This window comes from Cryobacterium sp. PH31-O1 (genome assembly GCF_030063455.1).
GTDB lineage: Bacteria > Actinomycetota > Actinomycetes > Actinomycetales > Microbacteriaceae > Cryobacterium.
The window spans coordinates 1-19,663 of record NZ_JASITB010000010.1 but is presented as its reverse complement, the minus strand read 5'-3'; the positions used below and the strand labels follow the sequence as shown (position 1 = coordinate 19,663).

Annotated in this window: 18 protein-coding genes and 1 rRNA gene; all 19 read right to left on the bottom strand. The window is 65.3% G+C overall.

From position 1 onward, the window contains the following. A partial coding sequence (locus QMK31_RS17180; protein ID WP_283502168.1) for a hypothetical protein occupies positions 1-874 on the bottom strand: 874 nt, incomplete at its 3' end. A gap of 319 nt (positions 875-1,193) precedes the next feature. Then, complete coding sequence (locus QMK31_RS17175) at positions 1,194-2,534, bottom strand: right-handed parallel beta-helix repeat-containing protein (protein ID WP_283502167.1); 1,341 nt, start codon at positions 2,532-2,534, stop codon at positions 1,194-1,196. A 237-nt stretch (positions 2,535-2,771) separates the two neighbouring features. After that, positions 2,772-4,283 carry a ribosome biogenesis GTPase Der gene (der, locus tag QMK31_RS17170; RefSeq protein ID WP_134502241.1) on the bottom strand — a complete coding sequence of 504 codons (1,512 nt, stop codon included), beginning with the start codon at positions 4,281-4,283 and terminating at the stop codon, positions 2,772-2,774. Continuing rightward, positions 4,276-4,968 (bottom strand): (d)CMP kinase, encoded by a 693-nt coding sequence (gene cmk / locus QMK31_RS17165; protein WP_283502166.1) that lies wholly within the window; start codon positions 4,966-4,968, stop codon positions 4,276-4,278. The genes der and cmk overlap by 8 nt, the downstream gene beginning before the upstream one ends. A gap of 5 nt (positions 4,969-4,973) precedes the next feature. Next, positions 4,974-6,056: a prephenate dehydrogenase gene (locus QMK31_RS17160; RefSeq protein ID WP_283502165.1), complete on the bottom strand. Its 1,083-nt coding sequence runs from the start codon at positions 6,054-6,056 to the stop codon at positions 4,974-4,976. Positions 6,057-6,098: 42 nt separating this feature from the next. Then, the gene (locus tag QMK31_RS17155; protein ID WP_283502171.1) at positions 6,099-6,848 is read right to left on the bottom strand and encodes a pseudouridine synthase; all 750 of its coding nucleotides are present in this window, start codon (positions 6,846-6,848) and stop codon (positions 6,099-6,101) included. Positions 6,849-6,916: 68 nt separating this feature from the next. Continuing rightward, positions 6,917-7,621 carry an SMC-Scp complex subunit ScpB gene (gene scpB, locus QMK31_RS17150; protein ID WP_283502164.1) on the bottom strand — a complete coding sequence of 235 codons (705 nt, stop codon included), beginning with the start codon at positions 7,619-7,621 and terminating at the stop codon, positions 6,917-6,919. Next, positions 7,611-8,435 carry a segregation and condensation protein A gene (locus QMK31_RS17145; protein WP_283502163.1) on the bottom strand — a complete coding sequence of 275 codons (825 nt, stop codon included), beginning with the start codon at positions 8,433-8,435 and terminating at the stop codon, positions 7,611-7,613. The genes scpB and QMK31_RS17145 overlap by 11 nt, the downstream gene beginning before the upstream one ends. After that, complete coding sequence (locus QMK31_RS17140; RefSeq protein WP_502853500.1) at positions 8,419-9,336, bottom strand: ParA family protein; 918 nt, start codon at positions 9,334-9,336, stop codon at positions 8,419-8,421. The genes QMK31_RS17145 and QMK31_RS17140 overlap by 17 nt, the downstream gene beginning before the upstream one ends. Before the next feature lie 71 nt (positions 9,337-9,407). Continuing rightward, the gene (xerD, locus tag QMK31_RS17135) at positions 9,408-10,340 is read right to left on the bottom strand and encodes a site-specific tyrosine recombinase XerD (RefSeq protein WP_283502161.1); all 933 of its coding nucleotides are present in this window, start codon (positions 10,338-10,340) and stop codon (positions 9,408-9,410) included. Between the two features lie 2 nt (positions 10,341-10,342). After that, entirely contained in the window at positions 10,343-10,984 is a 642-nt protein-coding gene (locus QMK31_RS17130) for an NUDIX domain-containing protein (protein ID WP_283502160.1), read from the bottom strand. Next, entirely contained in the window at positions 10,977-12,671 is a 1,695-nt protein-coding gene (gene pyrG / locus QMK31_RS17125) for a CTP synthase (RefSeq protein WP_502853494.1), read from the bottom strand. Before pyrG ends, QMK31_RS17130 begins: the two co-directional genes overlap by 8 nt. 35 nt (positions 12,672-12,706) lie before the next feature. Beyond that, complete coding sequence (gene recN, locus QMK31_RS17120) at positions 12,707-14,419, bottom strand: DNA repair protein RecN (protein WP_283502159.1); 1,713 nt, start codon at positions 14,417-14,419, stop codon at positions 12,707-12,709. Further along, positions 14,416-15,336, bottom strand: a complete 921-nt coding sequence (locus QMK31_RS17115) for an NAD kinase (RefSeq protein WP_283502158.1) — start codon at positions 15,334-15,336, stop codon at positions 14,416-14,418. The genes recN and QMK31_RS17115 overlap by 4 nt, the downstream gene beginning before the upstream one ends. A 4-nt stretch (positions 15,337-15,340) precedes the next feature. After that, a complete protein-coding gene (locus tag QMK31_RS17110; protein WP_283502169.1) occupies positions 15,341-16,141 on the bottom strand; it encodes a TlyA family RNA methyltransferase in 801 nt (266 codons plus the stop codon). Positions 16,142-16,227: 86 nt separating this feature from the next. Beyond that, positions 16,228-16,383: a hypothetical protein gene (locus tag QMK31_RS17105; protein ID WP_283502157.1), complete on the bottom strand. Its 156-nt coding sequence runs from the start codon at positions 16,381-16,383 to the stop codon at positions 16,228-16,230. 10 nt (positions 16,384-16,393) lie between these two features. After that, positions 16,394-17,422: an HAD-IIA family hydrolase gene (locus QMK31_RS17100; RefSeq protein ID WP_283502156.1), complete on the bottom strand. Its 1,029-nt coding sequence runs from the start codon at positions 17,420-17,422 to the stop codon at positions 16,394-16,396. After that, positions 17,400-19,298, bottom strand: coding sequence for a hypothetical protein (locus QMK31_RS17095; RefSeq protein ID WP_283502155.1), 1,899 nt, complete (start codon positions 19,296-19,298; stop codon positions 17,400-17,402). The genes QMK31_RS17100 and QMK31_RS17095 overlap by 23 nt, the downstream gene beginning before the upstream one ends. Positions 19,299-19,566: 268 nt before the next feature. Further along, a 5S ribosomal RNA gene (gene rrf / locus QMK31_RS17090) occupies positions 19,567-19,663 on the bottom strand; the annotation flags it as partial.

Genomic DNA, 19,663 nt, shown 5'->3' with positions numbered 1-19,663 from the left:
CATTATTGATGTCCAGGCGGGTGGCGGTGAAGTTGTACCCGTAGATGCCGTTGGCGTGGGGCGAGGCAACCGTCGGGGACAGCTCGGTGTCGGTCACGACGAGGTTGCTGAAGCCGCCGAGGTTGTTAATGAGGGCGCCGGGACCGTTCATGGTGCGACCACGAATGATCGAGTTCTTGATGGTGACGTTGGCGGCACTGATCTTCACCAGCCCACGAATGTCCAGCCCGCTCAGCACGGTACCCGGCGTGGTGACGTTGATGTCGCCGTTGACAACCTTGAGCACGGTGCCGGACGGAACGCCGGTGTTGGAAGATGTCGGCGTGCCGCTGGTGGGCGGAGCCGGTGCCGGAGCCGGAGCTGGTGCTGGGGCCGGTGCTGGAGCCGGGGCCGGTGTGGGTACCGGAGCCGGGGTGGGTGCCGGCACGGTCTTCTTCGTGTAGCCGACCACGGTCATGGCGACCTTGACGTTGGCGGAGCTGCTCGCGACGACCATGGTTCCGTCGGACTTGCTGGTGACGGGCACGGTGTAGGTGCGCTCGGGGCCGTCCCCGGTCGGGGCGGTGAAGTAGTAACGCTGGGTGTATTCCGGGCCGACGAGCACCTTGATATCGGTACGAGCGGCAGCGGTGGTATCGAACATCACGTCGACCGACGCAGCATCGGCCGGAATGGTTCCGAGGTCGGTAGCAACCTTGCTGCCGGCGGAGACAGCGACCGACACGGTACCGTCGGCGGCCTGGGCAGGAATGGCGGCGAGGCCGCTAAATGCAACTGCGAAGGCACCGGCCGCGGCGATGAGGGCCAGACGGCGAGAGGAACGAACGGCGGGGCGAATGGCAGAGCGCGAAGCGAAAGCAGTGGAGGAGGACATGGTTCACATTTCGTCTGGTGCACATAGTCGGGAGGTGCGGGTGGAGGCTGTAGGGGCCGAGGTGAATAAGATGAGCATTGCCCACAATGGGCATTGACACAAGCGAACACATGGCTTTCTCAGCTTCACCCCCCGTTTAGGGGTAGACGTTGACCCCGAAATGGGCACAAAAAAGCGGCCGGACCTGCGATAACAGGGCCGGCCGCATCCGCTTTTGAAATTGGTGCTTTTCGGTAATTCTTAGGTACTGATCCGCCGAGGCACCATTTTGCAAAATGCCCGTGGCCGGAACTTTTTGTTGGAACAGACGATCCGGCGGTTAGCCCTTCTTGATGGTGACGGCCGTGTTGTCGGTGTAGTAGTTGCGGGCGAAATCGATTTTGGTCGACGTCTTAGCGATCACGGCACAGTTGGCTACCTTTGTGTCGCGACCAAATTCATTGTCTTTGATGACGGTTCCGGTCAGGGGACCATAGGACTTTTCGGCAATGTTCACTGTGCAGGCGCCGTTGTTGGCGTAGTTGTTGGTGTACACGAAGTTGGAGACCGGTCCGCGGTCCTGCGTGATCTGCACGGCGGCGCTGTGCGAGTCGGTCAGGCGGTTGCCGGTGACCGTGATGTTGTTGCCCGACTGAATCTGGATGGAGTCATCATGGCTGCTGGATCCGCCCTGGTTGGGGTCGTTGAGATAGTGCATGTGGTCGTGGATCCAGCTTTTTTCGACGAGCACGTTACTGCCGGTGACGTGGATGCCGTCAATTACGTTGTTGATATTGAGACGAGTTGCCGTGAAGTTGTAACCGTAAATACCGTTTGTATCGGGAGAGGCAACTGTCGGGGACAGCTCGGTGTCGGTAATGACGAGATTCTTGAAGCCACCGAGGTTATTGATGAGGGCACCTGGACCGTTCATCGTGCGGCCGCGGATCACCGAGTTTTTGATCGTGACGTTGTCGGCTTGAATCTTCACGAGGCCGCGCACGTCGAGGCCGTTCAACACGGTGCCCGGTTTGGATATTTTGATGTCACCGTGGACGACCTTCAACGCTGTGCCGGCCGGAACGCCGGTATTAGCCGCGGTCGGGTTGCCCCCGGTCCGCGGGGTTGGCGCTGGGGTCGGGGTCGGGGTCGGGGTTGGCGCTGGTGTCGGTGCTGGGGTCGGGGTCGGGGTCGGAGTCGGGGTCGGGGTCGGGGTCGGCACGGGAGGCGAAATCAGTTTTGGATCGGTCTTCTTCGTGTAGCCGGTGATGGTGATCTCCACCTCCACGTCTGCACGACTGCTCGCGATTGTGATCGTTCCGTCGGTTTTGCTCGTTACCGGCACCGTGAAGTGACGGTCTGCGCCGTTGCCGACGGGAGCGGTGAAATAGTAGCGCTGCACGTTTTCGGGGCCGACGAGAACCTTGATGTCGGTACGGCTCTGAGTGACGGTGTCTAACACAACGTCGACGGAGACGGCATCGGAAGGTACTGTGCCCAGATCTCTAGTGATCTTGTGGCCACCGGGCACGTTCACGGACATCGCGCTCGTGGCGGCGCTTGCGGGTGCGACGGAGAATCCGCTGAAAGCGACGGCGACGACGCCGCCCGCAGCGATGAGGGCTAGGCGGCGGCGCGCAGGAACGGTAGACCGCGAAGCTGGATGGGTGTTAAAAGTCATGAATCACATTTCGGGTAGTGCACAGAACGGCAGGTGCCAGCGGGGGGCGTAGGGACCCCGTTGACTTATTGAGTTTTACCCACTATAGGTATTGTTACAAGCCAGTCCATGGGTTTGACAGGTTCCCGCTCGGTCTGGTCGCGGAAAGTATCGCCACAATGGGCACAAAAAAGCGGCCGGACCTGTGTGAACAGGTCCGGCCGCATCCGTTCGCCTATTGTGGCGAATTTGGGAAATTTAGCGTTTGCGCTTCTCGCGCACGCGCATGCTCAGGTTGATTGGGCTTCCCTCGAAGCCGTAGATCTCGCGCAGACGACGCTGGATGTAGCGGCGGTACCCCGGGTCGAGGAATCCGGTGGTGAACACCACGAACGTCGGGGGGCGGCTCGAGGCCTGCGTGCCGAACAGGATGCGCGGCTGCTTGCCGCTGCGCACGGGGTGCGGGTGGGCGGCGGCGAGCTCGGCCAGGAAGGCGTTGAACTTACCGGTGGCGATGCGGGTATCCCACGACTCGAGAGCGAGCTCGAGAGCCGGTACCAGCTTCTCCATGTGCCGACCGGTTTTGGCCGAGATGTTCACGCGCGGGGCCCAGGCCACGTGGGCCAGGTCCTGCTCGATCTCACGCTCAAGGTAGCGGCGACGGTCGTCATCGATCTGGTCCCACTTGTTGAAAGCGAGCACGAGCGCACGGCCCGACTCGATGACGAGGTCGATGACGCGGATATCCTGCTCGCTGATGACCTCGGTCACGTCGAGAAGCACAACGGCGACCTCGGCCTTTTCCAGGGCAGCGCTGGTGCGCAGCGAAGCGTAGAAGTCGGCGCCCTGGGAGAGGTGCACCCTCCGGCGGATGCCGGCGGTATCGACGAAACGCCAGACCTTGCCGCCGAGCTCGACCTGCTCGTCGACCGGGTCGCGGGTCGTGCCGGCGAGCTCGTTAACGACAACGCGTTCCTCCCCCACGACCTTATTGAGCAGGCTGGACTTGCCGACATTCGGGCGTCCGAGGATGGCCACGCGGCGCGGGCCGCCGACCTCCTGCTTGGCAACGTTGGAGATTTCGGGCAGCACAAGCAGAATAGCGTCGAGCAGGTCGGCAACACCACGACCGTGCAGGGCGGAGACCGGCCACGGCTGGCCGAGACCGAGCGACCACAGGCTGGCCGCTTCGGGTTCCTGGCGCACGTCGTCGACTTTGTTGGCGATCAGGAAGACGGGCTTGCCGCTCTTGCGAAGCATGCGCACGACGGCTTCGTCGGTCGAGGTCGGGCCCACGTTGGAGTCAACAACGAACATGACGAGGTCGGACAGGTCAATGGCGATCTCAGCCTGGGCGGCGACGGAGGCGTCGATGCCCTTGGCGTCGGGCTCCCAGCCGCCCGTGTCGACGAGGCTGAACTTGCGTTCGTTCCAGTCGCCCTTGTAAGCGACGCGGTCTCGCGTGACACCGGGGGTGTCCTCGACGACAGCCTCGCGGCGGCCGAGGATGCGGTTGACCAGCGCCGACTTGCCCACGTTCGGGCGGCCGACGATGGCGATCACCGGAACGGCGGGCAGGTACTGGATCGCGTCGGGATCGTCGGTGACGGCCTGCAGTACGTCGAGGTCTTCCTCGTCGAGGTCGTAGTTATCAAGGTCCGTGCGCAGCGCCGCAGATCGCCGGGTGGCGAGTTCCTCGTCGAGGTTGGCGAGTCGCTCCGCCAGCTCGGTGTCGAGCGCTGTGCTCGTGTCGTCGTATTCGTTACTCATTCAAAGCCCGCTTCATGCGTGTGTGGTAGACGTCGATGACCGCTTCAATGGTCTGCTCGAAGTCGAGATGGGTGGAGTCGACGGTTATCACACCGTCTGCAGCGCTCATGAAATCGACAACCTGTGAGTCAGCGCGATCACGTGATCGCAGCTGTTCTGCCACGGTTTGGGCCGATTGGGTCGTTATTTCCGCAGAGCGTCTAGTCATTCTAGCCTCCTCGGATGCCGTGAGCAGAATGCGAACCTCGGCCTCGGGGGCGACGATGGTCGTGATGTCGCGTCCTTCGACCACGACACCGGGTCGATCCACGTTCTCGGCGATGCTTCGAAACAGGTCGGTGAGCGCCTGGCGCACTGCGGGAACGCGGGCAACGGCACTGACCGCCGCACTGACCTCCGGCGAACGGATGGCGTCGGTCACGTCGGTCTGGCCCACCGTGACGAAGTATTCGTCTGGGTCGGTACCGATCGCATAGTCGAAGTCTTTCAGGAGCGACGTGACGGCATCCGCTTGGCTGCTGTCGGTGTCGCGGTCAAGCGCCAGCCAGGCCAGCGCACGGTAGGCGGCGCCGGTGTCGAGGTAGGCGAAGCCGAGGCGGCGTGCGGCGGCACGACTAACGCTCGACTTGCCGCTGCCAGCCGGTCCATCGATGGCGACGAGGGTGGGAACGGAGTGACGTGCCATGAGCGTTAACCAGCAATCCGCCAGCCGCGGGCGGCCAGCTCTTCGGTGAGGCGGGTGACGGCCTCGGGCAGGACAGAGATTTCGGCGAGGCCGATCTGGGCGCCCGGCGAGTGTTCCAAGCGTAAGTCTTCGAGGTTGACGTCGAGCTCTCCGATGTCGTTGAGCAGGCGCGCAATCTGGCCGGGCCGGTCGTTGACCATGACGACCATCGAGGAGAAGCGGCGGTCCTGCCCGTGTTTGCCGGGCAGGCGGGCCACCCCGGCGTTGCCGCCGGCCAGTTCTTCGGCAACCTTGCGTTGCGCTCCGGGTGCGGCAGGGTCTTCCAAAGCGTCAATGAAGCGGTCGAGGTCGTCGCGATACGCGAGCAGCACATCGCGCACCGGTCCGGCGTTGGCGCCGAGAATCTGCACCCACAGGTCGGGGTCGCTCGCGGCGACCCTGGTCACGTCGCGCAGTCCCTGGCCTGCAAGGTTGAGCGAGGAATGCGCCGCTCCGGTGAGGCGGCGGGCCATCAGAGTCGAAATGACCTGAGGAACGTGCGAGACCAGCGCGACACCAAGGTCGTGCTCCTCGGGGGTCATCTCCACCAAAATGGCGCCGAGGTCGAGGATGAGATCGTCGATCGCACCGGCCTGCTGGTAGCTGATCGCGTCGTGCGCCGCGACGACCCAGGGGCGGCCGATAAACAGATCGGCGCGGCCGGAGAGAGGGCCGCCCTTCTCCCGACCTGCGAGCGGATGCGAGCCGATGTAGCGGCTGACATCGGCTCCGCGCTCCCGCAGCTCGGCGAGCGGGGCGAGTTTGACACTCGCGACATCCGTGACGATTGCGCCCGGGTAGGCCTCGAGCTCCCGGGCGACGATCTCCGCGGTGACATCCGGCGGCACACAGACCACGATGAGCTGGGGCAGATCGCCCGGCGCTGCGGCACGACCGGCTCCATAGTCGATGGCGATGCGCAGGTTGGTCGGCGAGGCGTCGGCGAGAATCGTCTCGATCTGGCGGTTGCGTAGACCGAGGCCAACGCTGGTTCCGAGCAGACCGACGCCGACAATGCGCACCGGTCCGACAAGGCGGCTTTCAGCCATGGTTCAGTCTCTGTTTCCGTAGGTGATGGGTGTCACTGGTAGTCAGTTGGCGTCGGGCCGCGCGCTGGGCGCCTGGCGGGACACGGTGAGCAGCTGGCCGAGTTCTTCACGGGTGAGTTCGCGAACGGCCCCCTGCTGCAGGGTACCGAGGTTTAACGGTCCGAACTGGCGGCGCACGAGGTCGACCACGGGGTGACCGACGGCGTCGAGCATCCGTCGCACGATGCGGTTGCGCCCGGAGTGCAGGGTGAGCTCGACCATGCTGAAACCACCGCCGGGAGGGCTTGTCAGGATGCGCGCCTTGTCGGCGTGGATGGGGCCGTCCTCGAGTTCGATGCCGCTCTGCAGCTGGCCGACGGTCTGCGGCGAGACACGGCCCTCTACCTTGGCAATGTAGGTCTTCGAGACGCCGAACGAGGGGTGAGCGAGCACGTGGGCGAGGTCACCGTCATTGGTGAGGATGAGCAGGCCGCTGGTCTGCGCGTCAAGCCGGCCCACATTGAAGAGGCGTTCGTCGAACTGGTCGGTGAATTCGCGCAGGTCGGGGCGTCCGCTTTCGTCCTGCATCGAGGAGACGACGCCGACCGGCTTGTTGAGCATGAGGTAACGGCGGGTGGTGTCGAGCTGCACGGCTACGTTGTCGACGGCGACCTGGTCGGTTTCGGGGTGCACACGGCGGCCAAGCTCGGTGACGACCTTGCCGTTCACCCGCACGCGGCCAGAGGTGATGAGGTCTTCGGAGACGCGGCGGCTGGCAACTCCGGCCGAGGCGAGAACCTTCTGCAGGCGCACGCCGTCGGCTGCGGCCTCTGGGTTGAAGTTGGGGTCGCGGGGGGCACTGTCGTTGGTCGTGTTGTCGGTCAAAGCAGATCCTCGAATCCGTCGGTTCCGCCGTCGAGCAACGGCGATAGGTGGGGTAACTCGTCGAGCGAGTTGATTCCGAGCTGGGTGAGCAGCAAGTCTGTGGTGGCGTAGTTGATTGCGCCGGTTTCGCTGTCGGTGAAAGCCTCGGTGACCAGGCCGCGGCCGAGCAGGGTGCGCACGACGGAGTCGACGTTGACCGCGCGAATGCTCGCGACCTGGCCACGGCTGATCGGCTGCTTGTAGGCGATCACGGCAAGAGTTTCGAGGGCTGCCTGACTGAGCCGGCTGGGATTCTGGGTCAGCACGAAGTCGGTGATGAGTTCGTCGTGGGTGGCGCGCACGTAGATGCGCCAGCCGCCGGCGACCTCGCGCAGCTCAAAGCCGCGGCGCACCGTTGTTGTGCCGTCTACGCTGCTGTCGCCGTCGAAATCGGCCACGAGCCGGGCAACGGATGCCGCCACGTCGGCGATCGAACGGCCAACGGCGGTCGCGAGGTGCACGATGCTCTGCGGTTCGTCGGCGACCATGAAGACGGCCTCAAGCTGGCGGTCGAGGGCGTGCGCGGCGGTGTCGCCGGCTGGCAACGAAACGGATGCTGTGGCATCCGTTTGCGGTGGGCGTGATCGGGTGTCGATTGCCTGATCTACCGTATTTCTGGAGTCCGTTGTCATGCGGTCAGTTGTCATGCGGTCAGTTGTCATAGTCGGCTCCGAGCGATGCGAGATTGTCGTCGGTCCAGTCCTGCCCGTTCAGGGCCTGGGTGTTCCAGCGCAGGGTGAGCTCGCCGAGGGGCTCAATTTGGTCGAACGAGAGAGCGCCGTGGCGGTACAGCTCGAGCACGGCGAGAAAACGGGCGATGATGACGCCCTTCTGGTCGGTGCCGACGATGAGCGCACGGAACGAGACCGTCTCCCCCTGCTTCAGCATGGCGACGATATAAGCAGCCTGTTCGCGGATGCTGACCAGCGGCGCGTGCAGGTGGCCGATGCCCACAACGGGCAGCTCACGCGGTGCGAGCGCGACGGCGGCCAGAGCGGCGAAGTCGGCGAGAGAGAGCGTCCAGACCAGCTCCGGGGTCGTCTGACGGTATTTCTCTTCGAGGCGCACCGACCGCACGTGGCGTCGGGTCTCCTTGGAGAGCTGGCTAGTGAACCAGGACGAGGCTTCCTTAAACGCGCGGTACTGGAGCAGGCGGGCGAACAGCAAGTCGCGGGCTTCGAGCAAAGCCACATCTTCGGCGTCGACGAGTTCGCCCTGCGGCAGCAGTCCGGCCACCTTGAGGTCGAGCAGCGTCGCGGCGACGACGAGAAACTCGGTGGCCTGGTCGAGTTCTTCAGCGGCATCGAGGCCACGCAGGTAAAAGATGAACTCGTCGGTGACCTGGCTCAGCGAGATCTCGGTGATGTCGAGCTCGTGCCGGGTGATCAGTTTCAACAGCAGGTCGAACGGGCCCTCGAAAACGCCGAGAGCGACCGAAAACGCGGGCTTCTCGGGCGCGCTAGGCGACTGCGCCACGGTGGATCAGTTCGCGGGCCACCTGCAGGTAGGCTTTGGCCGCCGCGTGCTCGGGCGCGAAGTCGGTGATGGGCACCCCGGCCACGCTCGCGTCGGGGAACTTCACGGTGCGGCCGATGACGGTTTCGAGCACACTGTGGCCGAAGGCATCGACGACGCGCTCGAGCACCTCGCGTGAGTGCAGGGTGCGGGAGTCGTACATGGTAGCGAGGATCCCATCGAGTTCGATCGCCGGGTTGAGCCGGTCGCGTACCTTATCAATGGTTTCGATGAGAAGGGCAACGCCGCGCAGGGCGAAAAATTCGCACTCGAGCGGAATGAGCACACCGTGGCTAGCGGTGAGCGCGTTGACGGTGAGGATGCCGAGGGACGGCTGGCAGTCGATCAGGATGACGTCGTAGTCGCCGGAGACCTTGCGCAAAACGCGAGCCAGAATTTGCTCACGGGCCACCTCGTTGACCAGGTGCACCTCTGCGGCCGAGAGGTCGATGTTGGCTGGAATGACGTCGAGGCCCTCGACCGAGGTCGGCTGGATCGCCTCTTTCGGATCGACCTTGCCGTTGAGCAGCAGGTCGTAGATGGTGGTGACGTCGTGGGTGGGCACGCCGAGGCCGGCAGAGAGGGCACCCTGCGGGTCGAAGTCGATGGCGAGCACCCGGCGGCCGTAACGAGCCAGGGCGGCACCGAGATTGATGGTCGTCGTGGTCTTGCCGACGCCACCCTTCTGGTTGCAGAGAGAGATGATGCGCGCGGGGCCGTGGCTTTTCAGTGGCTCCGGATCAGCGAACTCATGTTTTTCGCGTCCCGTCGGACCCACCGGAATGTCATCGAAACCGGGTAGCGAAATTCGCTCGCTCAACTTACGCGTCACTGGCCCGTCCTTGTTTTGTCCTGCACCCATCACTTGCTCGATTGTAGCGAGTGGAACGGCGCGTCGCCGCAAGGATCGCCGCGCACACCGGTCTCAGCCGGTCAGCGTGCCCGCGGATGGGCGGTGGTATACATGTCGCGCAGGGTGTCGGCGGTGACCAGGGTGTAGATCTGGGTCGTCGCGACCGAGGAATGGCCTAGTAGCTCCTGCACCACGCGCACGTCGGCGCCGCCGGCGAGCAGGTGCGTCGCAAAGGAGTGTCGCAGGGTGTGCGGCGACACTGGCACGGTGAGCCCGGCCCGTTCGGCGGCCGCGCGAATAATCAGCCAGGCGTTCTGCCGGCTGACCCGTTGCCCGCGCACGCCGAGGAACAGGGCCGGCGTCGACCGTCCGCGCGCCGACAGCGTCGGCCGGGCTCGAACGAGATAATTTGAGACGGCGGTCCGCGCGAAGCTTCCCACCGGCACGATGCGCTGTTTGTCGCCCTTGCCGGTGAGGCGCACCGAGTCGAACACCTCCACGAGCACATCGTCAACGTTGAGGTTGACCACCTCACTCACCCGGGCGCCGGTTGCGTAGAGCAGTTCGAGCAGCGCCTTGTCGCGCAGCCGCTGCACATCGTCGCCGTCGGTTGCCGCCAGCAGCGCGGTGACTTGCTCGATCGAGATGGCTTTGGGCAGGCGCAGGGCGAGTTTGGGCGGTTTGGTGTCGTGCGCGACATCCGCTTCGACCAGGCCCTCATCGAGGAGAAAGCGGTGGAATCCGCGCACGGTCGAGAGAACGCGGGCAATCGATGCGGCGGTCAGTGGGGATTCCGCACGCAGGCCGAGATGCTGCACGAAGGCCGAGATGTGCGCCCTGGTGACTGCGCGCAGGTCGGTGATCGGCCGCGCTGGTATCTCAGCAGCATCAGCCGAAAGCCAGGCCGTGTACAGCCCGAGATCACGCCGATAGGCGTCGACGGTGTTCGCGGCGAGGCCACGTTCGACCGCCACGTGCCGCAGATAAGAATCCACCGCGGTGGCGATCGACATGCTCAGGCCGTGATGTTGCGCGAATGAAGGCTGAGCGGATGCCGCGGCCACGGCAGGTCAGCCGGCGCGAGCGTGCTCCACCCGCGCGAACGCGCGATCTGGGCGGCCAGAACGCCCACGATCAGGAGGGGGTTCGCGATGCGCCGCGCCAGCACGGCGTCGACGCACTCGTCGAGCGGCACCCAGCGCAGTTCGATGTCGGCTTCTTCCTCTGTGCGGTCGAAGGCTGCGACGGCGGAGACTCCGCGGGCCAGATACACCCGGATCGCTTCGTTGCTGCCGCCGGGTGAGGTGTAGAACTCGGTGAGCAGCGCCCACTGGGAGGCGACGACATCCGCTTCTTCGGCCAGCTCACGCTGGGCGCCGACGAGCGCATTTTCGCCGGCAACGTCGAGCAACCCGGCCGGCAGTTCCCAGCCGCGCAGGCCGGTCGGGTGCCGGTACTGCTTGATCAGCAGCACCCGGTCGTGCTCGTCGAGGGCGAGCACGGCGACCGCGCCGGGGTGGTCGATGTACTCACGGGTGATGCTCGCGCCGTTGTAGTCGAACGAGTCACGCCGCACGTTCCAGATGGCCCCGTCATAAACAACGTCGCTAGCGGTCACGTCGACCGCAACTACGTCATCCTGCAGGGCGTCAGGCACTAAGTTCTTCCTTCACCTCGAACAACCGGCTGGCTTCTTGTCGTTCGAGCGCGGCTTTAATCAGGCCGCGAAACAGCGGATGCGCGTGGTTCGGCCGTGACCGCAGCTCCGGGTGGGATTGCGTGCCGACGTAAAACGGGTGCTCCTCGCGCTTGAGCTCGACGTACTCGACCAGGTGGCGGTCGGGGCTCGTACCGGAGAACCACAAACCGGCCAGGGCGATCTGGTCGCGGAAGGCGTTATTGACCTCGTAGCGGTGACGGTGACGTTCGGAGGCTTCATTGGCGCCGTACAGTTCGGCGACCAGGGAACCCTCAGCGAGGGTAGCCGGGTAGAGACCGAGGCGCATGGTGCCGCCGAGGTCGCCGCCGGCGATGATCTCGACCTGCTCTTCCATGGTCGCGATGACCGGGAACTCGGTTTCCGGGTCGAATTCGCTCGACGAGGCACCGGGCAGGTCGGCCTTGTTGCGGGCATATTCGATGACCATGCACTGCAGGCCGAGGCACAGGCCGAGCACCGGAATATCGTTTTCGCGTGCAAATTTGAGGGCGCCGAGCTTGCCCTCGATGCCACGGATTCCGAACCCGCCTGGCACGCAGATGCCGTCGAGTTCGCCGAGCAAGCGGGCCGCTCCCTCGTCGGTTTCGCAGTCATCGGAGCCGATCCAGACGATTTTGACCTTGGCCTGGTTGGCGAATCCGCCGGCTCTCAGCGCCTCGGTGACCGAGAGGTAGGCATCCGGCAGGTCGATGTACTTGCCGACCAGGCCGATGGTGACCTCGTGCTTGGGGTGGCGCACCGCCTCGAGCAGTTTCTCCCAGCCGGTCCAGTCAACGGTGTCAGCAACGAGGCCGAGGGCGTTGACGATGTACTTGTCGAGGCCCTGGTTGTGCAGCATGGTGGGGATCTCGTAGATCGACGACACGTCGGGGCAATTGACCACGGCGTCTTCGTCGACGTCGCACATGAGCGCGATCTTGCGTTTGTTCGACTCGGACACTGGCCGGTCGCTGCGCAGCACGAGGGCGTCGGGCTGAATTCCGATCGAGCGCAGGGTGGCAACGGAGTGCTGGGTGGGCTTGGTCTTCTGCTCGCCGGCCGCACCGAGGAACGGCACGAGCGACACGTGCACGAAGAACACGTTGCCGCGGCCGAGTTCGTGACGCACCTGGCGGGCGGCTTCGAGGAACGGCTGGCTTTCGATGTCACCGACCGTGCCGCCGACCTCGGTGATGATCACGTCGGGGCGTACCTCATCGCTCGCCTGCAGCCGCATGCGACGCTTGATCTCATCGGTGATGTGCGGGATGACTTGCACGGTGTCACCGAGGTACTCACCGCGACGCTCCTTGGCAATGACCTGCGAGTAGACCTGACCAGTCGTCACGTTGGCCGACTGGCCGAGGTTGATGTCGAGAAAACGTTCGTAGTGCCCGATGTCGAGGTCGGTCTCTGCACCGTCGTCGGTCACGAAGACTTCGCCGTGTTGGAACGGGTTCATCGTTCCAGGATCGACGTTGAGATAGGGGTCGAGCTTCTGCATGACGACCCGCAGGCCGCGCGCAGTGAGCAGGTTTCCGAGGCTGGCCGCCGTCAAGCCCTTACCGAGCGAGGAGACCACACCCCCGGTCACGAAGATGTGCTTGGTCGTGCCATCGGATCGGTCCGTAATTATATTTTCCACCACGGGCTTCAATGCTATCACCTGGATTTGATCACTCACTTTTTGGGGGGATGAACGGTGAACTGGGCGAGGTCGAGCAGTTCCCTGGCATGTTCGAGGCCGCTTTTGGAGTCGGGCAGGCCCGAGAGCAGGCGGGCCATTTCGGCGGCCCGGTCGTCGCCGCGCAGCTGGCGCACGCTTGAGGCCGTGACGGATCCGTCGCTGTCTTTGACGACGCTCAGGTGGTTGCCGGCGAACGCAGCGACCTGGGCGAGGTGCGTGACGACGATCACCTGCGCGGTTTCGGCGAGCCGGGCGAGCCTGCGGCCGATTTCGATCGCGGCGGCTCCGCCCACACCGGCGTCGATCTCGTCGAAGACGAAGGTGGGCACCGGGTCGGTCGCGTTGATGACGACCTCGATGGCGAGCATCACTCGGGACAGTTCACCACCGGATGCCCCGCGCGCCAACGCGCGCGGCTCCGCGCCCGCGTGCGGTTGCAGCAGCAGGCGCACGAGGTCACTGCCGGTGACGGTGAATTCCGGCCCGGATTCGACCTCCACCTGCAGCACGGCGTCGGGCATGGCCAGCGCACCGAGCTCGACTGTCACCCGGGTGCCGAGCTGCACGGCTGCCGCCTGGCGTAACGCGGTGAGGGCGGCGGCGAGGGTCGTGACCAGCGTGTGGTCGGCATCCGTTTCACGATTGAGCTGCTCGACACGGTCGGAGTCGGAGTCGAGCTCAAGCAGCCGGGCGCTGCCGGTAGCGAGAAACTCAATGGCTTCCTCTAGACCGCCCGGGTACTTGCGGGCGAGTATGCCCAGTTCGGCCCGGCGTTCCTGCACGATTTCCAGTTCACGAGCGCCGTCAGCGTCGAGGCCGGCCAGGTAGCTCGAGAGTTCGGCGGCGATGTCGGCGACGACGAAACCGACGTTGGCAATGGCGGCGACGAGCGAAGGCAGCGCCACATCGTGGGCGGCGACCCGGTCGAGGGCGCGCCGAGCGGTTTCGAGCAGGGCGACCGTGTCGGGCACGTCGTCGGGGTTGTCTTCGGCGGAGATGAGCTGGCGGGCTTCCTCGCCGGCCAGTCGCAGTTCTTCGAGGTTGCCGAGGCGCTCGGCGCGTTCGCCCAGTTCGGCGTCCTCGCCGGGTTGCGGTGCGACCGTTTCGATCTCGGTCAGCGCGGCGCGCAGATCGTCGGCCTCGCGGGCGCGCAGGTCTCGTTCGGTGACGAGCCGGTCGAGATCGGCCTGGTTGGCCTGCCAGCGGTGGAAAGCGTGCTGGTAATCGGCGACTATGGCGGCGAGCTCGGGGCCGGCGAAACGGTCGAGGGCGTCACGTTGAGCGGCGGCGGAGCGCAGCCGCACCTGGTCGCTCTGGCCGTGCACGACGACGAGGTCGTTGCGCAAATCACCGAGCACGCTCGCCGGAGCGCCGCGTCCGCCGACCATCGCGCGACTGCGGCCCTCGCTCGAGACGGAGCGTCCGAGGATGAGTTCGGGGCCGTCGAGGTCTCCCCCGGCGTCGCGCACCCGGTCTGCCACGGTGCTGGTCGGGTCGATGACCCAGCGGCCCTGCACGAAACTTTGCGGCTGGCCTTGGCGCACGGTGCCGGCATCCGCTCGATCGCCGAGCAGGAGTCCGAGCGCTGTGACCACCATGGTCTTGCCGGCGCCGGTTTCACCGGTGACGGCGGTGAACCCTGGGCCGAGCGGCAGCGTGGCCTCGGCGATGACGCCGAGGTCGCGGATGAACAGTTCGTCGATCACTCGCGGCCGACCGGGCCGCGCCAGCCAGTGACGGGCAAGTTGAATTTGTTGACCAGGCGGTCGGTGAACGGGCCGATGTGAAGTCGGGCCAGGCGCACCGGAACGCGCGAGCGGCGCACGATCACGCGGGCACCGGTCGGCAGATCCTGGGTGCGCCGTCCGTCGGCGCAGAGCACAGCAGTGGCACCGGTTCGCGAGAGCACCTCGACGGCGAGTGACGATTCCGGGCCGACCACGAGCGGCCGAGCGAACAGGGCGTGCGCGCTGAGCGGAACCAGCAGCAATGCTTCGACGCCCGGCCAGACGATCGGGCCGCCGGCCGAGAACGAGTAGGCGGTCGAACCAGTCGGAGTCGATAGTACGACGCCGTCACAGCCGAACGATGACAGCGGGCGACCGTCGACCTCCACGACGACCTCGATCATGCGTTCGCGGCTGGCCTTTTCAACGGTGACCTCGTTGAGCGCCCAGGTTTCGTAGACGACCTCGTCGGCGACCTTCACCCGCACTGACAGGGCAAGACGTTCCTCGACCTCATAGTCGCCCTTGAGGGCGCGGCGTACAGCCTCGCCGAGGTCGTCGCGCTCGCTCTCGGCAAGAAATCCGACATGACCGAGGTTGATGCCGAGCAGCGGGGCCGAGCAACCGCGCACGAGTTCAGCAGACCTAAGAATTGTGCCGTCGCCGCCGAGCACGATAACCAGCTCGAGCTCAGCGGTCCCCACGCTCTCGCCGAGAATGGCGATGTGACCGTTCAGCTCGGGCGAGGAGGCGAGCAGGTCGGCCCGTTCGTCCGGGGCCAGAACCGGTACGGCGCCGCTCGCGATGAGCTGTTCGCACACCGTCGCGGCAGCTTCGAGCGAATCGGCACGACCGGTGTGCGCCACGATGAGAAAGTACCGCGGGGTGTCACTCAACTCGTCACGCTCCCACCAGTACTTCGATCCGGTCCATCCATTCTGTCGGATTCAAGCCGCCCGTGGCGCTCATCCAACACAGATACTCGTGATTTCCGGCCGCCCCAATAATGGGTGAGGCAATGACGCCGCAGGTTTTCAGGCCGAGGTCGTGACCGGCCCACAGCACTCCGGCCACTGAATCACTTCGAAGGCCCTTGTCGTGCACGATGCCTTCGCGAATGCCACCGCGGCCCACTTCGAACTGCGGTTTGATCAGCAGCACGAAGTCGGCACCGGGTGCGGCTGTCGCCACGAGGGCCGGCAGTACGGTGGTGAGCGAGATGAACGACAGATCGGCCACGACGAGGTCGGGTCTTTCCGTGATTCCGGATGCCCCGGCGAGCGTTTCCGGGGTGGCATAGCGGATGTTGTAGCCCTCGACCAGCTTCAGCCTCGGCTCGTTCTGCAGTTGCGCTGCCAGCTGGCCGTGACCGACATCTGCGGCGATGATCTGGGCGGCGCCGCGCTCGAGCAGTACCTGGCTGAAACCGCCGGTACTGGCACCGGCGTCGAGCGCGATGCGGCCGGTGACGGTGATTGCGAAGGCCTCGAGGGCCGCGTTGAGCTTGTGGGCGCCCCGGCTCACATAGTGGTCGGTGGCGGCCACCTCGAGAACGGAGTCCGCCGCGACTTTGGTGCTGGCCTTCACGATCGGCAGCCCGTTGACGGTGACGAGGCCGTCGGCAATGAGTTTGGCGGCGACCGTTCGGGAGCGAACCAGCCCACGATCGGCGAGGGCGGCGTCAAGGCGGGTCGCGGGCATCCGCTCTGGGAGGCTGTCAACCGGGGTGGCGTCGTTCACTGGCTCAGGCATAGGTGCGTCTGTTTCATGGTCGGGTGGGGCGTCGGTCATGCCGGGCCTGCCGGGTCGGCGTCAGCGTCAGGGTCTTCGAGCTGTGCGCGCAGTTGCTCGAGCAGCTGCCCGAACCCGTCAGCGCGTTGTTCGAGCGGTCGAGTCTCGATGTCGCTCAGCTGCGCGTCGAGATCGACCGGTTCGAGGTTCACACTGTCTAGGCTACTGCGCGAGATACAGTCGCTCCGGAACGTTGAGTCCGTAAATCGCCCGCCCGGATCGGTAAATTACAGCGCACGCAGCGCGCAGCAGGTCGATTCCCCCGTCGCCGTCCTTGACGATGTGCACGTCGTTCCCGGTGATGCGCACGCTCGCACCGTTCACCGTTGCGGTCGAACCGTCTTTGGAAAAGACGGTCTCCGGGTATGGTTCGTGCAGCTGCTGCAGGTTCTCGACGATGAAAGCCGGGCGGGAGTCTTTATCGGCGGCGAGGGCCTGCTTGGCCCGGTCGATGCCGGTGAGCACGAGGACTGCGGGGATTCCGGCCCGATTCGCACCGAGAATGTCGGTGTCGAGCCGATCACCGATGAAGAGCGCGTTCTGCGCGCCGAAGCGCCGCGTAGCCTCCTGGAAAATCGCGACTTCGGGCTTGCCGGCCACAACCGGAAGCCGTCCGACGGCCGTGTGCACGGCGGAAACGAGCGCGCCGTTGCCGGGTGCGATGCCTCGGGCCACCGGGATGGTCCAGTCGGTGTTGGTCGCGATCCACGGAATACCAGTGCCAACGCCATCGGCGTTCAGTGCAAACGAGGCCTCGGCCAGGTGTACCCATCCGACCTCGGGGGAAAAGCCCTGAATCACCGCGGCCGGCTTGTCGTCGGCGGATCGGGTCACCACGAATCCGGCCTTGACGACCTCGTCGACGAGCCCGTCGCCACCGACGACGAGGATGCTCGCGCCGGGTTCCACCCGCTCCGCCAGCAGCCGCACGGCAGCCTGCGGAGAGGTGACGACATCCGCTGCCGCCACGTTCAGCCCGAGCTGGGTGAGGTGGTCGGCAACGGACTGATCGGTGCGGGAGGCGTTGTTGGTGATGTAGCCAACACGAAGGGTCTCGGCGGCGCGGTTCAGGCTCTCGACGGCGAAGGGAATCGCCGCCGGACCCGCGTACACCACACCATCGAGATCTGCCAGCAGAACGTCAATGCCGGCCAGCGGAGTCGCGAGTTCAGGCTTTCGTTGATGCAGCATCGGGCTCCGTCGCAGTGTTGATGTCGGTGTCGGTGTTGATGTCGGTGTCGGTGTTGATGTCGATCGAAGCGGATGCCGCAGCGTCGGTCTCGTCGGTCTCGTCGTCAGTTTCAGCGGTGTCACCCGTTTCGGTCACGATATCATCGGCGTCGTCAGCGTCGTCAGCGTCGTCAGCGTCCGCCCGGTCGACCGATCCGAGTCCGGCGGCAGAAACTACCCGGGCAGCTTCGCCAGCATCCACAGTTTCCTTCTCATCGTCGTCCTCATCGCCGCCGTCAGCGGCGAAGTACGCCAGGGCGTCGGCGTCGGCGTCGTCGTCGTCGTCCATCTCTTCAATTTCAATGGTTTCGTCATCGTCGCCGGAGGCGCCCAGTGCGGCGTCGGCGCGGGAGGCCCGCTCAAGCCACTCGTCCGCCTCGTCCTCGCGGCCGAGTTCGGTCAGCACCTCGGCGTAGGCGGCGAACAGCTCGGGACTATATGAGAAAGCCGTGTTGGGATTGAGCTGTGGAATTTCGAGCTCGACGAGCGCGGCATCTGTTTCGCCGCGGTCCAGTCGTGCACCTGACATTGCAATGGCCAGGCCCACCTGCACGGACGATGACAGCGTTGCGCGATCGACCGACCGACCGAGTTCCAGGGCGCGGTCGGGGCGGCCGACGCCGCGTTCGCTGTCGACCATGAGGGGCAGCTGATCGTTCGAGCCCGAAATACGACGGTAGGTGCGCAGCTCGCGCAGGGCCAGGGCGAAGTCGCCGGTGGCGTACGCGGTGATGGCCAGGCTCTCCCGCACGACACCGATTCGGCCAGCCCGACGGGCTGCGCTCATCACGTGCTGATGTGCAAGCTGCGGATTCTCGTCAATGACACGGGCGGCCATCGCCAGATGGCGGCCGACGGTTTCGGCGTTCTCCTTGGTGAGAGTTTTGAGCTCGTTGCGCGCAATGCGGTCCAGGTCGTTGGCGGAGATGTCGTCGGGAAGTTCCGGGTCATCGTGGCGCGGACGCACCGAACGCAGCTCGCGCTGCATACGCTGCTCTTCGGTCATCTCCTCTTCGACGACGCGGGCATCGCGGTCGTTTCGGGCCGGGGCGCCGTCACGGGTCCACAGTTTCTTGCCGGCGTCGACGCGCGGGGCGCCGGCACGATTCGGTGAGCCGCCGCGCTGCGTCCACGGCTTGCTGTCACTGTCCGAACGCGGACGATCCGTGCTGGGCCGGTCGCTGCGCGGACGATCCGTGCTGGGCCGGTCGCTACGCTCGGGCCGGGCACCATCTTTGGCCCACGGTTTGCGGTCGCCGCCCTGAGCGGGCCGATCGGACTTGCCGCGGTACGGAGGACGCTCGCCCTGCGCGGGACGATCAGAGTTACCCCGGTAGGGAGCGCGGTCGTTACCGCCAGAGGGACGGTCAGAATTGCCGCGGTACGGAGGACGCTCGCCCTGGGCGGGACGATCAGAGTTACCCCGATACGGAGCGCGGTCGTTACCGCCAGAGGGACGGTCAGAATTGCCGCGGTACGGAGGACGCTCGCCCTGCGCCGGACGATCAGAGTTACCCCGATACGGAGCGCGGTCGTTACCGCCAGAGGGACGGTCAGAATTGCCGCGGTACGGAGGACGCTCGCCCTGCGCAGGACGATCAGAGTTACCCCGATACGGAGCGCGGTCGTTACCGCCAGAGGGACGGTCAGAATTGCCGCGGTACGGAGGACGCTCGCCACCCTGCTGCGGGCGGTCGGAGTTACCGCGATATGGCGGCTTGGCGCCTTCGCCGGCGCCGGAAGGTCGCCCGTTCGAGGGTCGGCCGCTCTGGTTCGAACGACGGTCGTCCTGACCGTTGTTGCGGGAATCGCCGTCGCGGGGTCCTGAAGGGCTCACTGTATCTCCTGTGTAATTAGTCCGGCATTTCGACAGACACATCAAGCCTAATCCCTCGGGCACTGCCGCGCTCGTGGCCCACCAAAGCGCGTGCCGCGCCTCCACGCCGCATACGTCCCGTTACAAGGACCTGACCGCTCATCCCCGGCCGCCAGTCGCTGCCCGCCCAAGCAAGGTTTAGGAATCCGCGCTCCTCGATCAGCGGCGCTGGGGGTTAACGCAGAAAAGCCATCCCGTGGGGATGGCTTTTCTGGTGTTGCTAAGTTAAGTCCGGCGGTGTCCTACTCTCCCACAGGGTCCCCCCTGCAGTACCATCGGCGCTGAGAGTCTTAGCTTCCGGGTTCGGAATGTGACCGGGCGTTTCC

Excerpts from the sequence above, each read along its gene's own strand:
- QMK31_RS17175 (WP_283502167.1), bottom strand. The coding sequence starts at position 2,534 with ATGACTTTTAACACCCATCCAGCTTCGCGGTCTACCGTTCCTGCGCGC.
- der (WP_134502241.1), bottom strand. The coding sequence starts at position 4,283 with ATGAGTAACGAATACGACGACACGAGCACAGCGCTCGACACCGAGCTG.
- cmk (WP_283502166.1), bottom strand. The coding sequence starts at position 4,968 with ATGGCACGTCACTCCGTTCCCACCCTCGTCGCCATCGATGGACCGGCT.
- QMK31_RS17160 (WP_283502165.1), bottom strand. The coding sequence starts at position 6,056 with ATGGCTGAAAGCCGCCTTGTCGGACCGGTGCGCATTGTCGGCGTCGGT.
- scpB (WP_283502164.1), bottom strand. The coding sequence starts at position 7,621 with ATGACAACTGACCGCATGACAACTGACCGCATGACAACGGACTCCAGA.
- QMK31_RS17140 (WP_502853500.1), bottom strand. The coding sequence starts at position 9,336 with ATGGGTGCAGGACAAAACAAGGACGGGCCAGTGACGCGTAAGTTGAGC.
- xerD (WP_283502161.1), bottom strand. The coding sequence starts at position 10,340 with ATGTCGATCGCCACCGCGGTGGATTCTTATCTGCGGCACGTGGCGGTC.
- QMK31_RS17110 (WP_283502169.1), bottom strand. The coding sequence starts at position 16,141 with ATGCCCGCGACCCGCCTTGACGCCGCCCTCGCCGATCGTGGGCTGGTT.
- QMK31_RS17100 (WP_283502156.1), bottom strand. The coding sequence starts at position 17,422 with ATGCTGCATCAACGAAAGCCTGAACTCGCGACTCCGCTGGCCGGCATT.